This window comes from Massilioclostridium coli (assembly GCF_900095865.1).
Taxonomy (GTDB): domain Bacteria; phylum Bacillota; class Clostridia; order Oscillospirales; family Ruminococcaceae; genus Massilioclostridium; species Massilioclostridium facile.
In genome coordinates this window covers 1,405,914-1,421,980 of record NZ_FMIZ01000007.1, presented here as the reverse complement: position 1 = coordinate 1,421,980, position 16,067 = coordinate 1,405,914, and the positions used below count along the sequence as shown (strand labels likewise).

14 protein-coding genes are annotated in these 16,067 nt (G+C 38.3%); 6 read left to right on the top strand and 8 right to left on the bottom strand.

Annotation, left to right across the window (positions count from 1 at the left end):
* Positions 1-54: 54 nt before the first annotated feature.
* A complete protein-coding gene (locus BQ2683_RS11575; RefSeq protein ID WP_069989182.1) occupies positions 55-1,023 on the bottom strand; it encodes a sodium:calcium antiporter in 969 nt (322 codons plus the stop codon).
* 14 nt (positions 1,024-1,037) lie between these two features.
* Positions 1,038-1,865 carry a mechanosensitive ion channel family protein gene (locus tag BQ2683_RS11570; RefSeq protein ID WP_069989181.1) on the bottom strand — a complete coding sequence of 276 codons (828 nt, stop codon included), beginning with the start codon at positions 1,863-1,865 and terminating at the stop codon, positions 1,038-1,040.
* Between the two features lie 340 nt (positions 1,866-2,205).
* Here BQ2683_RS11570 and BQ2683_RS11565 point away from each other — a divergent pair, with 340 nt between their 5' ends.
* Complete coding sequence (locus BQ2683_RS11565; RefSeq protein WP_069989180.1) at positions 2,206-6,363, top strand: glycosyl hydrolase; 4,158 nt, start codon at positions 2,206-2,208, stop codon at positions 6,361-6,363.
* Between the two features lie 477 nt (positions 6,364-6,840).
* On the opposite strand, the gene BQ2683_RS11560 is transcribed toward BQ2683_RS11565, so the two are convergent.
* The 5 genes from BQ2683_RS11560 to BQ2683_RS11540 form a co-directional block, all read right to left on the bottom strand.
* Positions 6,841-7,113 carry a DUF1871 family protein gene (locus BQ2683_RS11560; RefSeq protein ID WP_069989179.1) on the bottom strand — a complete coding sequence of 91 codons (273 nt, stop codon included), beginning with the start codon at positions 7,111-7,113 and terminating at the stop codon, positions 6,841-6,843.
* 14 nt (positions 7,114-7,127) lie between these two features.
* Positions 7,128-7,397: a hypothetical protein gene (locus BQ2683_RS11555; RefSeq protein WP_069989178.1), complete on the bottom strand. Its 270-nt coding sequence runs from the start codon at positions 7,395-7,397 to the stop codon at positions 7,128-7,130.
* Between the two features lie 190 nt (positions 7,398-7,587).
* Positions 7,588-8,589, bottom strand: coding sequence for a GGGtGRT protein (locus BQ2683_RS11550; protein WP_069989177.1), 1,002 nt, complete (start codon positions 8,587-8,589; stop codon positions 7,588-7,590).
* Positions 8,590-8,607: 18 nt separating this feature from the next.
* Positions 8,608-9,297, bottom strand: a complete 690-nt coding sequence (locus BQ2683_RS11545; protein WP_069989176.1) for an iron-sulfur cluster assembly scaffold protein — start codon at positions 9,295-9,297, stop codon at positions 8,608-8,610.
* A 711-nt stretch (positions 9,298-10,008) separates the two neighbouring features.
* Complete coding sequence (locus BQ2683_RS11540; protein ID WP_069989175.1) at positions 10,009-10,935, bottom strand: AEC family transporter; 927 nt, start codon at positions 10,933-10,935, stop codon at positions 10,009-10,011.
* A gap of 453 nt (positions 10,936-11,388) precedes the next feature.
* Here BQ2683_RS11540 and rpe point away from each other — a divergent pair, with 453 nt between their 5' ends.
* Complete coding sequence (rpe, locus tag BQ2683_RS11535; RefSeq protein WP_338061269.1) at positions 11,389-12,024, top strand: ribulose-phosphate 3-epimerase; 636 nt, start codon at positions 11,389-11,391, stop codon at positions 12,022-12,024.
* Here rpe and BQ2683_RS11530 read toward each other — a convergent pair.
* Positions 12,021-12,584, bottom strand: a complete 564-nt coding sequence (locus BQ2683_RS11530) for an adaptor protein MecA (RefSeq protein ID WP_069989173.1) — start codon at positions 12,582-12,584, stop codon at positions 12,021-12,023. The two genes, rpe and BQ2683_RS11530, sit on opposite strands and share 4 nt — an antisense overlap.
* 54 nt (positions 12,585-12,638) lie before the next feature.
* Between BQ2683_RS11530 and BQ2683_RS11525 the strand changes: the two genes are divergently transcribed.
* Genes BQ2683_RS11525 through BQ2683_RS11510 form a run of 4 tightly spaced genes read left to right on the top strand, consistent with a single transcriptional unit; the run spans position 12,639 to position 16,058 of the window.
* Positions 12,639-13,634: an RnfABCDGE type electron transport complex subunit D gene (locus BQ2683_RS11525; protein WP_069989172.1), complete on the top strand. Its 996-nt coding sequence runs from the start codon at positions 12,639-12,641 to the stop codon at positions 13,632-13,634.
* Positions 13,631-14,245 (top strand): Rnf-Nqr domain containing protein, encoded by a 615-nt coding sequence (locus tag BQ2683_RS11520; RefSeq protein ID WP_069989171.1) that lies wholly within the window; start codon positions 13,631-13,633, stop codon positions 14,243-14,245. Before BQ2683_RS11525 ends, BQ2683_RS11520 begins: the two co-directional genes overlap by 4 nt.
* Positions 14,246-14,248: 3 nt before the next feature.
* Entirely contained in the window at positions 14,249-14,872 is a 624-nt protein-coding gene (locus BQ2683_RS11515) for an Rnf-Nqr domain containing protein (RefSeq protein WP_069989170.1), read from the top strand.
* Between the two features lie 37 nt (positions 14,873-14,909).
* Positions 14,910-16,058, top strand: coding sequence for a putative glycoside hydrolase (locus BQ2683_RS11510; RefSeq protein ID WP_069989169.1), 1,149 nt, complete (start codon positions 14,910-14,912; stop codon positions 16,056-16,058).
* The last annotated feature ends 9 nt before the right edge of the window (positions 16,059-16,067 follow it).

Sequence of the window (16,067 nt, the reverse complement as noted above, 5' to 3'; positions counted from 1 at the left end):
GTCCACGCATGAATACTTTTCGCTTTGTACAAACCATCTGTTTAACAGGTGATTCTAATGGAAGGCAAGATAAACTAAGTATCCCGCTGTACATAGAACAGCTCCAACACTATAAATTACGGTTTGCAATTTAGGCTTTAACTTGTCCTGTTTTGATTTTGCTAATAGCAGCAATGTGAGAACTATCGTAGAAATTGATCCATAAACCAACAAAGAAACTCCACTTTGGTCGTAGATAGTACCATGTACCAAAAACAGATCTGAAACAAATAAAATAGTAAAATTAAATAGATTGCTTCCTACAATATTGCCAACAGTTGCATTGAAATTTCCACGGAACACTAAACCGATGGAGGAAGCTAATTCTGGTAGGGATGTAGCAACCGCAAGTAACAGGGCTCCTGCAAATGTTTTACCTAAGCCTAAATCAACAGCGATTTGGTCAGAAATAATTGTAATCAGAACGCTAGCAACTACCAGCAATATACTGTTGATTATAAATCGAATGACGATTTGTTTGGTGCTCATATCAATGACCAATGGGTCATTTTCCTCTTCCCCTTCTGAAGAGGACATTTTCCGTACCGCAAATAGATAGACTACCATAATCGCAATGGATACCCAACTTACTGTAAAAATTTGAAATTCTAACTGGGCATATAACACTAAAGATACCAATACCGTAACAACTAACAAGGCATAACATGTATTTTTGTGGGCAAATGCTAAAGAAGAGTTTTTGAATTTTTTCATACCAAACAGCATCAATGCTCCTAACACCGTAATGTTAAATAGGTTACTGCCTAAAATATTTCCAATTACCATATCTGGCTGTTTTACAATTGCCACCGCAGTAATGCTAGTAATCAGTTCTGGGATACTGGTGACAGCCGCCAACATAACCCCGCCTAAAAACGCCCCAGATAAACCAGTGGTTTTATCCAGTAAATCAATGTAATAAGAAAGCCTTGTAGCAAATAAAATGACGGCTGCAGCTAAAATAAAATAGAATAGATAGATCAATCCAACACCCTCCGTTAATTTGCTTTTTTGTCCAGAATATGGATATCCATCTGTTGGTATGGAATATTGATATTGTGTTCATCAAAGCATTTTTTAATTTGTTCCTGTAAATCAAAGTGTAGATTCCAATAATTTTCGGTTTTCACCCAGACACGGGAGGTAATATCAATAGAGCTTGGACCCTGCTCTAAGACGCCAAAGAATGGTTCCGGATCTTTCAAAGCAAGGGGATGGTTGCTAACAATTGTTTTAATCAGTTGCTTTGCCTCGTCAATATTATCATCATACCCAATAGAAAAAGTTAAATCTAAGCGGCGGACAGGCTCTGCGGAATAGTTGATAATCTTAGCGGAGGTGAGTTCCCCATTTGGAATCATAATGTTTTTATTATCCGGGGTAATCAGGCGGGTGTAAACCAATTCTATTTTTTTCACAGTGCCTTCTACTCCGTTGGCTTCAATATAATCCCCTATTTGGAAGGGCTTACTAAACATCATAATGACGCCCTGCGCAAAGTTTGCTAGAGTTTCCTTAATTGCTAAGCTAAGTGCTAATCCAACTGCACTGAATAACGCGACAAACTGTGTGGTTGGTACGCCAAAAATAGATAATACCGCCAATGCGATAAAAATATAAAATGCTACCTTAATAATTGCTTGAACAAATTTAATGGCCTGTTCACTGACTGTTGTTTTTTTGATCGCTACATTGGTGATTTTTAAAAGGAACTTTAAGATTATTCTTCCAATGATAAAAATAATTAAGCACAGCAGCAATTTTCCTCCATATTTAATAATAAAATCGAGTGCTGCGGCTCCAATTTGTTCCCAGTTCCATTGCATGGAAATTCCCTCCTATGTTATCGATTATCTATTATAGCAATAATGAGTATTTTATGATTTAAAACCATTATATCGGTGTTTTTGGCTGACGTCAACTTATTTTCAAAAAAGCTTTGTATCTTTCAGAGAAAAAAAGAATTATTATTTGGCTATTAGTTACAATATTTTTTTGTATTTGAAACAACAGGTAAAATTAAGCCATAAAAAGGTAAAATAAGTACCTTGTAGGGATTAGAAAATTTTTTTATAATAAATCTAAATTGATATAAATAATTTATTTATATAGTTATTTATAGTTAAATTTCATAAAATTATTGGGCAAAAGGAGAGTGTAAAAAAAATGAAACAAAAAAAGACATCAAGGCTGTTGGCATCTGTCTTGGCAATCGCAATGGGCGCTACTATGACAAGTGGATTGTTCACAGCACAGGCACAAGAAGAAATTGGAGAGAACACCATTATTCATGCATTTAAAAATATTGATGTGGACTCCAAACCGATGGCTCGTTTTTGGTTTCCTGATGCTGGAGCAGGAGCGGATGCGGATGACCTAATTTCGGAGCAAATTGAAGCTATGGCGAAGGGCGGTTTTGGCGGCGTTGAAATTGCGATGATTGCAGACGAAACTACTTATACCAATCAACAGGCGAAAGAATATGGCTGGGGTACAGAAAACTGGGTAAATGTACTGAAAAAGACGTTGCGGGCCGCCAATGCGATTGAAGGCGGTTTTAAGGTGGATATTACAATTACCTCCCATTGGCCGCCGGTTATCAATACAATCGACCCAAATGAAACCACCGCTTCCACAGAATTATCCTACCAATATACCAAAATCACACAGGATGATTTAAACAATGGGACAAAAGATCTGGCTATGCCGGAACAAAAAACAACGGACAGCAGAAATGGTTACTTCTTAACAGTAGACCGTTTTACCGACGCTTCCGCTATTCAAGTAGAAAGTGTTGACGCGGATGGAAATTTAACGTTTGATTTTGATTCCATTACCAGCTTGAAAGATTCTGTTTCGGTGAAAGAAGGAGCTGGATATGCGGCCGGTATTCCGGACGAGGCAAAAGCGGAAGAAATGGCCGGTGGCGATAAAACGCAAAAACAGGCTATTTTAGATAATATATATGAAGCATTTGGAGATGTACCAACAGAAGAAATCCCAGATGGGGAAAAATTTGATTCCCAGGGAAACCGGAAACGGATGGCAGACTGGCAGGATATCTACCAAGCAGACCTGAGTGGTTTGAAAGACCAACTGGGGGCTCTGGATAATGACATGGAGATCAAAGCGGGCGATTGGGTTTTATTTGGCGTATTTGAGAGAGGTACAGGACAGGTTCTCTCTGGAGGCGGCATCAATACCATGTATGGCCGTACCTATGCGACTGATTATTTTAGCACAGAAGGGATTCAAGAAGTAATTGATTACTGGAATGAGCATTTCTTAAGCGATCCAGAACTAGTTTCCTTATTAAAAGAAAATGGAAGCAGTATTTTTGAGGATTCTATTGAAGCAAGCCACACAGGGCCATTCTGGACCCATAATATGCTCAATGAATTGGATGAAGGGTATGCGTATGCAGATGAGTTTGCCACAGTAGTTGCAGTTAACTCCGCAAAATCATCCGGTGGAGGATTCCCAGGAGGCCCTGGTGGTGGCGGAAATACTACACCACCAATCCAGTTTAACAATGATGTTACAAGCCGGATTGTAGAGGATTACAACCTAAAATTAGGGGAATTATATGAGAGCGACCATGCTTCCGTGATTAGTGAATGGGCAAAAACATTTCATTATAATTACCGCGCCCAGGGCTACACCTTAACCGGGTTGGATATTGCCGGCGCAGCAGCGGCTTTGGATATCCCAGAAGGGGATAACGCTACTTCCGGCGATGGCTTGAGAAACCTTTCCGCAGCGGTGAATATGTACGATAAACAATATCTTTCGATGGAAGCAATCACTACTATTAAGATTGCAAGCACCTGGGAAACAATTGCTGGTATTTTGAACTCTAACTTTTCTCATGGTGTTAACCGTGTGATCTTACATGGTACACCATACGCAAAAACATTTGATAATAATCATACTGCTTGGCCAGGCTGGGGCTGGGGCGGCGGTGGCGCCGGTGTTGGTGAGTTTACCGCATGGAACCAACGTCAAATCTATTGGGAGGATGTCAATACCATAGCTGATTTTATGTCCCGCAACCAGGCATTATTGCAAAATGGTACAGCAAAAGTAGATGTTGCTCTATTAAATGACACCAGTTCTTCCTTTAGTATTTTATCCGGTAACTGCATGCAGGGATTGTTGGACAACGGTTATTCCTATAACATTTTAAGTGAAGCCTTATTAAAGAGCGAAAACGCAAATGTGACCAACGGCGTATTATATGAGGATGGCCCGTCCTATAAAGCGGTTATTTTAAATGAAGCAAACGTATTATCTGTGGATACTTTGGAAAAACTGAACCAGTACGCAGACGCCGGTTTGCCAATTATCCTGTATAATTGCAGCCCATCCCAGGTATATGGAACCGAAACAGCGGACAATAATGATGAAACATTGGTACAATTGGTGGACCAATTAAAACAGCATGAAAAAGTAGCAAGTGTTTCCTCAGAAGAGGAGCTGTTAACAATACTGGATCAGCTTCAGGTTTCCTCAGCAGCTTCTTACCAGGCTTCGGGTATTGAAACTTCCCACCGCACCGATTCCACGAATTCCGATTACTATTATATCTTTAATAGTACAGAGGAGACACAAACCACAACAATGACATTAGAAGGGCAGGGAACTCCTTACATAATGGATTCTTGGACTGGTGAAATTACTCCAATCGCTCACTATACCCAGACAGAAGATACCATTACCTGTGATGTTACCCTGGAACCACAAGAATCTACCATTATTGCAATTGCACCGGACCAGGAAGAATTTGGATCTTCACAGGATGTTCATGTAGAGGAAGCAAATGGAACCGTTGTGTATGATGGAAACGATATTGTATACCGTTCTAATACGGTTGGAACCGATATGGTCAAATTCTCGGATGGAACTACAAAAGAAATTACGATTGATGAAACAATGGCAGAGATTGATTTGAGCGGAGAAGGCTGGAATCTCCAACTGGACAGTTATGGGCCAGATGACAGTCCAGAAAATCTAGATGAAAACGGGGAACTGATTGATCCAACCGCACATAAAATCACTACCTTAAATTACGCAAATATCGCATTGATTCCTTGGACTTCTTTGGATGTTTCCGAAGATGATTTAAAAGCGCTGAGTACTTCTCTCAATGAAGTCACCAGTATGCGGGATGTATCCGGTATTGGCTATTATACCAAAACCTTTACTTTGCCAGAAGATTGGGATTCCTCTAAAGGTGCTGTTGTTACCTTTGCTCATGATGAAGATATGGTAACAAAAGTAACTGTGAATGACACAACCATTGATAAGATCGACTCTATCAATGAAGTTGTAGATATTGGAAATTATCTGAAGCCAGGAGAGAACACCATTCAAATCAAATTAGATACCACTGTAAAGAACAGGATTAGTTTGGAAACAGGTTATGTGGATTCTCCATGGGTTACAGAGAGCCGTGATACGGATTATGGCTTAACCTCTGTAGTTCTCAAGCCGTATACAGAAGTTGTCCTATCCGCGGATATGCCAGAGGAAACCGCTGATAAAGGTATTTTAAATTCTGTCATCAAATATGCGGAAAATGCGAAAGCCAGTGGAGAATATGATAATGCCATTGAAAGCGTACAAAAATCCTTTGACGCTGCTTTGGAAAACGCGAAAACAGTAGCCGCAAACTACAGCGCAACTCAGGAAGATGTAGATGCAGCATGGAAAACTTTATTGAATGAAATTCATAAATTAGGCTTTGTAGCTGGCAATAAAACAGAGTTAGCAAGCTTAATCGCAGCGGCGGAAAAAATTGACCTGAGTAAATATGTAGAAGCGGGTCAAATAGAGTTTACCGCGGCTTTGGAAACAGCACAAACAGTATACAAGAATGGAGACGCAATGCAGTCAGAAATCAATGAGGTATCGGATAATTTATTAAATGCAATGCTAAACTTACGGTTCAAAGCAGATAAATCTGTTTTAGAAGATGTTCTTGCACAAGCAAATAAGATTGATGCAAGCGCATACACATCAGAAAGCTACGCAATACTGACAGCAGCAGTAAAGGATGCAAAAGCAGTACTGGAAAATGAAAACGCAACCCAGGAAGAGGTAGATGCAGAAGTAGCAAATGTACGTGCAGCGATAGAAGATTTAATATCAGTAGAGAATACAACAGAAACCTCATCTACTGATAATAATACTATCCAAACAGGGCAGGAAAGCACAACCACAAAAGCGAATACAGCGAAAACAGGCGATTTTGTCCCAATCGCAGGCTTGGCAGCAATCACATTGGCTGGTGCAGCATTATTACTCACCTGTAAGAAAAAATAATAAATAGTAAATTTCTTTTTCTCTTAATATAAGCAAAAGGCTGGTTTTTAACTAGCCTTTTGAAATATCAGTAATTAGGTAGAAAAATAAATGATTAATAAAGTCTAGTCAGGAAAATGTTAAATAGGAAAAGTGAAAACAATAGATTTAATTGTACTCATACACCCTATACCAGCTTCATATAACAAAGATAGTTTGATAAGAATTAAAAAAGGACATCTGTTCAAATAAATAGATATCATTTTTGTATGTTTTACTATTTTTCAAGTTCGCAAAATATATAATAGAGGGTTTCTCGTTCATTCATAGAAATTACTCTATCATATCTTTAACAATAGATAAAAGATTATTAAATTGTATAGGTGTTAATTTTTCAAGTAAACAATAATCTCGTTTACTTTTTCTGAATTAGAGTTATCAATATCAAATTTAAAATAATCGCACATGCTTAAAAATGCTGACATGAAAGGCAGATTTTTACCTGATTTTATATTTTAAATCCTTGATAGATTTCATTATTTTTTGAGCGACTTGATTACATTCTTCTAAGCTTTTACGGAACGTAGATTCTCCAAATGATTCCCTAAAAATATTGTAGATTAATTTTCCCAAATCATTTTCTTTGCGAAAAGAATCTACTATCATCCGACTTTCGCCATCGTACTCATCATTTGGGCAAAAAGCCAATAAATCGATAGGGTCCCATTCATCAATATGTTTTTTTACAGTATTAAAATCTAATATTTCCATCACATCTATATGGGTTACTTAATATAAAAATCTGGATTACGCTTTAACCAAGCATGATCTCCATTATAATCCATATTTTGATCAACCTCTTCTAAATCAATATTTTCAATATTTTTATTATTTAAATCCCCAAATACTCCAATGAATCTTAAGTCTTTTTCAGGAGTCCCTAGTAGAATTCCTCGTGCATGTTCACTATGATCAAATTTTTCTTGATAATAATGTAATACGATTTCCATTATATCATCGGCATCTAATTTTATATATTTTATTTTTTTACCCATTTCATTACCACCTATTTCATGTTATGCCTACATTACTATAACCTAAGTTTACACATAAAAGGGATATTTGTAAAGAAATATTTTTATATGTACGGAACAGTAAATGCTATTTTGGAATAAGGTAAAATTTTTATTTTTAGCAACAAAAAAGAGCTGCTTTTTAGCAGCTCTTTTTCTATAGAATTTGTGATTATTTATTGCAAGCTTCATATGCAGCAACTGCACATGCAACAGTAGCACCAACCATTGGGTTGTTACCCATACCGATCAAGCCCATCATTTCAACGTGAGCAGGAACGGAGGAGGAACCAGCAAACTGAGCATCACCGTGCATACGGCCCATGGAGTCAGTCAGACCATAGGAAGCAGGACCAGCAGCCATGTTATCTGGGTGCAGGGTACGTCCTGTACCACCACCGGAAGCAACGGAGAAGTATTTTTTGCCGTTTTCGATTGCCCATTTTTTATAGGTACCAGCAACTAAGTGTTGGAAACGGGTTGGGTTGGTGGAGTTACCTGTAATGGAAACGTCAACGCCTTCTTTTTTCATGATAGCAACGCCTTCGAGAACGTCGTTAGCACCATAGCATTTTACCTGAGCTCTTTCACCATCGGAGAAAGCAACCTGGCGAACTTCTTTTACAGTGCTTGTAGCAAAATCAAAATCAGTTTCCACATAGGTGAAACCATTGATTCTGGAGATGATGTAAGCAGCATCTTTACCCAGACCGTTCAGGATAACGCGCAAAGGTTTTTTACGTGCTTTGTTTGCGGTTCTAGCAATACCGATTGCACCTTCCGCAGCTGCGAAGGATTCATGACCAGCTAAGAAGCAGAAACATTCTGTTTCGTCACGCAGCAGCATTGCGCCTAAGTTACCGTGACCTAAACCAACATTTCTCTGTTCTGCAACGGAGCCAGGAACGCAGAATGCTTCCAAACCTTCACCGATTGCTTCAGCAGCGTCAGCAGCGGTTTTGGAACCTTTTTTAATTGCGATTGCTGTACCCAGAGTGTAAGCCCATACAGCATTTTCAAATGCGATTGGTTGGATGCCTTTTACCAATTGTTCACAGTCAACGCCATGCTCTTGACAAAAAGCTTGTGCGTCTTCGAGAGTAGACCAGCCGTATTGAGCCAGGCATTTCTCGATTTTAGGCATTCTTCTTTCTTTACCTTCAAAATTAGCCATAGTACGAAACCTCCTTAATTATTCTTCACGAGGGTCGATATATTGTTCAGCATCTTCATAACGACCATATGTAGCGATATTTTTTTCGTAAGCTTCTGCTGGAGCCACGCCGTGACGGATATCTTCCATCATTTTGCCCAATCTTACGAATTTGTAACCGGTAGGTTCGCCTTGGTTGATAGCAACGTTTAAGATGTATCCTTCTGCTAAGGACAGGTAACGAACACCTTTTGCTTTTGTGCTGAAAGTAGTACCAACCTGAGAACACAGGCCTTTTCCTAAGTCTTCCAGAGCAGCGCCAACTGGCAGGCCATCTTCAGAGAAAGCAGTCTGGCTTCTACCATATGCCAACTGTTTGAAAATTTCACGCATAGCAACGTTGATAGCATCACAAACCAGGTCGGTATTTAAAGCTTCCAACAAGGTTTTACCTGGCAGAATTTCGCCAGCCATAGCAGCGGAGTGGGTCATACCAGAGCAGCCCAATGTTTCTACTAAAGCTTCTTCGATAATACCATTTTTAACATTTAAAGTTAACTTACATGCACCTTGCTGTGGAGCACACCAGCCCACACCATGGGACAAACCAGAAATATCAGAAATTTGATAAGCTTTTACCCATTTTCCTTCTTCAGGGATTGGAGCAGGACCATGGTTGGGACCTTTTTTGAGAACGCACATGTTCTCGACTTCATGTGAATAATTCATAAAGAGACTCCTTTCGGTTAGTTTCCAAAAATAAAATTGCCGAAGCAATGCAGACTTAAGTAATCACAAAATTACTCAATTATTTTTATTATAATATGTTTCTTTTCTTTTATCAAGTGGAAACAGCTAGTTTTTTAGCGAATCCCAAAGAATCGTTGTATTCTAACGAGAAAAAACGAACAAAAAAGTATTTTTTTGTATGATGGGTTAAAATGTTAACAAAGAGATGGAATGATGGCATAATCTATTTCAAAGAAAGAAAAATAAACAGGATATTTTTGCTTGGGAACCGGAAAAACCTCCATTCCAATTCAAAAAATCACATAAAATCAGTTCGGACAATCCTAAAAAGGGAGATTGGGCATGGTTCCATTCTTTTGATGGCTGCATAAGATAAGGTGAGCAGAAAAATCCGCAGACAGAGCGGGGAGAGTGGCTTGGATGGACGAAACAGCCTATTACAGGCCTGCAGGGGAGCTTTCCCCAAATGCGAATCTGCTTCAAATAAAAGGCCCGCTTTTTTGCAAGATAGAAAGCGGGTCCGATTTTATAGTAATATGAATTATGGTGTAAATAGTTAGCGATAATGATTAAAATAATGTTATCTTGCTGAGAATACTATATTTATTAAAGGTGGGATTACCATGTGGTTTGTATTTCATATTATCTTCCCAGTTGTTTTGATATAGAGTAATTGCATAGCGGCTTTTATTACCACAACAGTTGGGATACCATAATTAACGCAGGGATTGTTATGATACATAAAATTGTGGATACGGTAAATACTGAGCTGGCCGTCTCAATATCGCCGCCAAACCGGGACGCAAAAAGCATTGTTCCCGTAGCGCATGGAGCAGCGGACAGAATGAGCATGGTAAGTTTTACTTCATAATCCAAAGGGAGTATCGTCAGGATCATCAATACAATTGCGGGGATTAAAATCAATTTTAAAAAGGAAACAATATAAACACGTATTGAGGTAAACGCTTTAATCAAATTGGTCTGGGCAATAAATACACCGGATACCACCATGGAGAGTGGTGTCATCAATCCAGCCAGGGAGCTGACAGCAGAAGCCACTGGGGCAGGAAATTTAATTTGAAATAAAAACATAGGAAGCCCGATTATAATGCTGATAATAGCAGGAGAAGTAATTGCAGTTAGGATCAGTTTTTTATCCATTTTCCCAGTTAAAAGGCTTACCCCTTGGGTCCAGGTCATCAAGTTAAACGCGATAAAAAACGCGCTGGCATAAAAAACCCCTGTTTCGCCTACCGTTGCCAATAGCAATGGTATTCCCATATAGGCGGAATTTGGATAAATAGTGCCAAAACGTTCTGTAGCAATAGTATCATGGTTTTTTCCTTTCCATTTTAGAACCAGAGAAACGATGACTCCAAGAAACAGGACAAGCACGGAAAGTACAAAACAGATTCCAAGATTAGCAATTAATTTTGGATTGGAATCCGTTTGATAAGTATCTAAAATTAGGGCGGCAGTAACAATGGTAAGGACAAAATTAGAAATTTGTTTGTTCGCACGATTAGTAAACATTCCAATGCGATAACATACAAATCCAACTGCGATTAATACAAACATCATAACTACTTGGCTTAATATTGTAAGGGCAGAATCCATAATAACCTCCATCCTGCTTTGCAAAACTGGTTTACAGGGCAGGTTCTATATATGATATATTATTTATACTAGTTCATAAACCGTTCACACGGTTTGTTATTATACCCTTGATAGAAAGAAAAATCAAATAAAAAGATAAAAATAGGTTAGATTTCTAGTTTATTGTTAAAAAATTTGTCCATTGGATAATGCTACTATTCATAGTGACGAAACCAATTCAATAATTTTTTAAAATTTTACAATTTAGGTTGACGGATAGAAAAGAATCAGCTAATATAGTCATAGGTATCATTTTATAGTAAGAAAACTGGCGTTATTTACTCTAATAGTAGGAAAATAACCCGTTTTTCTATGAGAAAATCAAAAAATTCTGTTCTGTGTTCAGATTTTATCAATATTTAATCAGTATAATAGAAAACAGAACAATGGAGTATGATCATAAAGGAGTGTTATTTGTTGCAGAAAATTTGCCCTTCTATTTTGTCGGCTGATTTCGCTGAATTGGCAAAAGATGCAAATCGTATGGCAGACGCTGGTGCGGATATGCTGCACGTGGATATTATGGATGGACAGTTTGTCCCAAATATCTCGTTAGGGCTGCCTGTATTAGAGTGTTTAAATAAAAAATGCGATTTACCAATGGACGTGCATTTGATGATTGTCCGTCCCCAAGATTACATCCAACGTTTTGCAAAAGCAGGAGCGGATATCATTACTTTTCATGTAGAAAGTGATTGCAACCCGTTGGAGTGTATTCAACAGATTAAAGCCTGTGGGTGTAAAGCGGGAATTAGTATTAAACCAAATACTCCCGTTATGGAAATTAAACCATATTTGGCTTTGGTAGATATGGTTTTGGTAATGACAGTAGAGCCTGGCTTTGGCGGGCAAAGCTTTATGCAAGATATGATGGGTAAGGTGTGTGAACTGCGCAACATTTGCCCTGATTTGGATATTGAAGTAGATGGTGGTATTAACCATGAAACAGCTAAGATTGTAACAGAAGCAGGTGCTAATGTATTGGTAGCTGGTTCTTATCTATTTGGTGCAGAGGATGCCTCTGCAGCGATTGCTTCTTTACGTTACTAGTTTTTTGGATGGGCAAGGGTTTCGATCGCGGTAGTTGGAATAATGCATTGGCTGTATTCTTGTAGGGAAGCGGTATACAAGCTGCCTTTTCCCTGTAAAATACCATACTCGCTAATAATAGCGGTAAGTTTTTCTTCCAGCTTGCAAAAAGAATAGACAGATAGGAAATAAATATTGCCCATTCGATAAAGAGAACTTTTAAAAATAAGGTGGCTGTAATACTGGAACAGTGTTTCGCATACACGAAATACTTCTTCGATAGAAGAAAACGAAAATACCAATGGAATATTACATTGGCTTGTTTTATTGGAGACCTGTTTGCACATGTTGATATATAAAATACAACCGTCTGGCTCAACAGGAAAAGCTTCGATGAAAAGTTTTCCTTTGGTTAGATCTACACAAGTTTGTTCTTTTATCCTATATAACATGGCAACGATTGCTCTGCGTGTTACTGGATCATTATAATCCATTTCTTCATAAGTGATATCAAATTCCTGCATATCATCTGAAGTTAAAATCACTTTAATTGTTTGCTGATCCAGTAGTTCTATCTTCAAAATGGTTCACCTCTTTTTTTCAGACGTAATGAAGCCAACTAGTTGGGAGGAGTTATGAGAACTTTAGTGGGAACAAAAAAAGGGCAACGTTATGATGTCATGTTAGCCCTGTTGGCACTTTTTGTGCTACCAATATATTATTATGGAGTCCGTGTATTGATTATGCTGGCTCTTGCGTTGGTTACGGCAATTGTGGTAGATTTTGCCGCACGAAAAATTTTTAAATATAAACCGGGGCGTCGTGTCCGTTATAAAATAGATAATACTTCGATTATCACAGCTATGATCTGTACTTTGCTGTTGTCAGCAGCTGTACCTTATTGGATGGTGGTTGTAACAGTAGCAATTGCTTTATTAGTAGGAAAGTATCCATTTGGTGGTAGGGAGCACAATATTTTTAATCCTGCTGCTGTAGGGTTAACATTTGTAGGTTTATGTTGGCCTGAGCTTGTATTCCAATACCCAGAGCCAATGCAGGCTGTGGATTTAAGCAATCGGGTTGGAGGAAAATTAGTCCATTCCATGGAGTACCAGTTAGGTTTAGGTGGTGTTCCAAGTGTGGATAAAATGGATGTTATCCTCGGAAAATTTGCAGGTCCAATGGGCGCTACATTGGCACTTGTATTGTTTGCGTGTGGAATTTATTTGCTGGTGCGTAGAACCATTTCGATTCATATTACAGCTTCTTTGTTGATTACAACGTCTTTGATGGTTGTAATAGCACCAAGGATTTCATCTAGTCTGAAAGCTACTTTGGGTTATGAATTGGTTGCTGGTGTATTGCTGTTTGGTAGTGTATTTTTAGCGAATGATCCAACCACAACGCCAACTAGTAAGTTGGGGAAAGTATATTTTGGTATTGTTTTAGGATTATTGACTACAATTTTCAAATACTATGGTGTAAACGAATATGGTTTCCTTTATGCGTTATTGATCGCGAATGCCTTATCTAGTTTTTGTGATAGTTTGGCGGATCATACCATCTCTCTTTGGAAACGCCGTCGTACTCCGAAAAAAAGCCATCCGATTGGAGAGGAGGAAAAGGCATGACACAGAATCAGAGAGAATTAAACTGGAAATCTTTAATTTTTGACAACATGGTATTGGAGCGGGGACTTTTATTAGCACCTGTGGTAATTATGTCCTATACCTTAAAAAATGCGATAGCGTTGAGTTTTGCATTTGCTGTGATTACGTTTATTACAATTTTAATCTCCTCTTTTGTTCCCAAAGCAATTCCATATACCATCCGTGTTATTTTTAATGTATTGCTTGCTTCTGTTGTGTTTATACCAGTGGCAATGCTGATTGATCAAATAGAAACCGGTTTGGTTTATAAACTGGGTATTTACCTTCCTTTATTGGTAACCAACTCGTTAATTGTACAAAAGAGTGAAACACGTTTTCGGAAAGCTCCTTCCAAAGGAAAGATGGTTCTTGACCTTTTGCTTCAAATGGTAGGGTTTACAATTGTTGCCTGTCTAGTCGGAGCAATTCGGGAATTGTTAGGACGTGGCACTTTATGGGGATACCAAATTGGGATGGAAATTGCCCCAGCAGTATTATTACCATTTGCCGGATTTATGATGATTGCGTTTTTATCTGCGATTGTCAACCGGATAAAACAGGAATACCATCCAAAAAAGAAAAGGAGGGGTTAGTAGATGTCATCACAATTAATTGGTTCTACTTTAAATTATACTGGTACCTTCTTTTCCATGATGTTAGTGGCAATTTTTTTAGAAAACACGATTTTTAGCCGTACTTTAGGGACCAGTACTGTGTTGTTAATGTTACGTAAAAAGATAAACCTGTTACTGTTTGGTATTATTTTAACAACTATTACAGTAATAGCTTCTATTATTACGTATTTTGTAAATCCATTGTTGCAGAACTTAGAGTATCGGTACTATATTACCCCATTAGTATATGTTGCTATTATTGGGGCTGTATATATTGCAGCTGTTTTATTGGTGAGCGCTTTACCAAATCGTTTCTCGAAAGAAATAAAGCCAATGATCCATTTATCTGCTTTTAACTGTACTGTATTAGGGGCGTTGTTATTAATCAATTCTTTAAAAACGATTAGCTTTTGGTCCGCAATTGGCTTTGGGCTAGGAACAGGGTTAGGCTTTATGTTAGCAGTATTCTTGCTGGCGGTATCCTATTCTTATTTATATAGTAATCATATTCCAAAACCATTTCGGGGTTTCCCAATTACTATGATGTATATTGGTATCCTTTCTATGGCTTTCTATGGGCTGATCGGGCATCAGCTTCCTGTATAAAAACAAAATATAGTAATAACAATATGGAGGTTTGCGCATGTCAAAGCCAGTTAAAGTAAAACGATATGATAAAATTTACCGTGGAAAAGGGCCTTCTGGTGGTGGGTTTTGGAAAATTTTCCGTTGGATAATTGCTTTTTTACTGATTGTAGCGATTGCGTTTTTTATCTTTAGCCAATTTTTGGGCAATCAAAAAAATAGTACGCAAACAAATAGTTCCAGTATGGATATATCTTCTGTGGATGCTTCTTCCGAAACATCTTCTGAGGAGACAACTTCTTCTGAACCTGAGCCAGAATCACAAGCTACAACTAGAGTGTCTGTGGAGATGCCAGAAAACCTGTTAACTAATCCAGCTGGATTGCAAAGCTTTTTAACACAATCCAAAACGCAAGGATATGATAGTGTTATTATTCCATTTAAGACAGAAAAAGGACAGGTACTGTATCAAACCCAGGTAGTTGCTGCAACCCAATGGGGCGCAGTAACCCAAAACCCAGTGAATGCACAGGAGATTTATACTACTGTAAAAAATGCTGGACTTACTCCAATTGCGCAGCTATCTGCATTCCAAGATTCTACTGCTGCAAATGGAAGCCGTGATAATGCGATTACTTACCAGGGACAGCCAAAAACAACCTGGTTACAAGGAAATGAAAAAATCCGTTGGCTGAATCCTTATAAAGATAGTGCAAGAGCATATATTAAGGATTTGGCTGCGGAATTGCATACAATGGGATATGAATATGTTATGCTGACGAATGTACAATTCCCAACCGCAAAAGATACAAGATATGATTTATTTGATAATGGTGTATCCAAACAGGATATTTTAAAGCAGTTTATTCGTGAGGTAAACGCAACTGGTGTAAAAGTAATTCTCTCTTATAGCTGGGATGCAGCAACAGGTGCTGGGGAAATGGCTTATGGTGGCGATCCATCTACTTATGGTGCTGCAATCAATGCCCCTGTAATTGATTTGTCTGCTTATCCATCCGGATTAGAACAAAATGGTTCTGTGATTACTGACCAAACACAAATTGTACAAACTGTTGTTACGACAATTCAGGCAAATTCCGGAAACTCGGAAGTGTTGCCGGTTCTTCAAGCAGACCAGAATAGGGATCAACTTTTATCCGCATTAAGTAGTATTAATGTAAAAAGCCATCTTGACTTACAGCCATAATTGTTATTG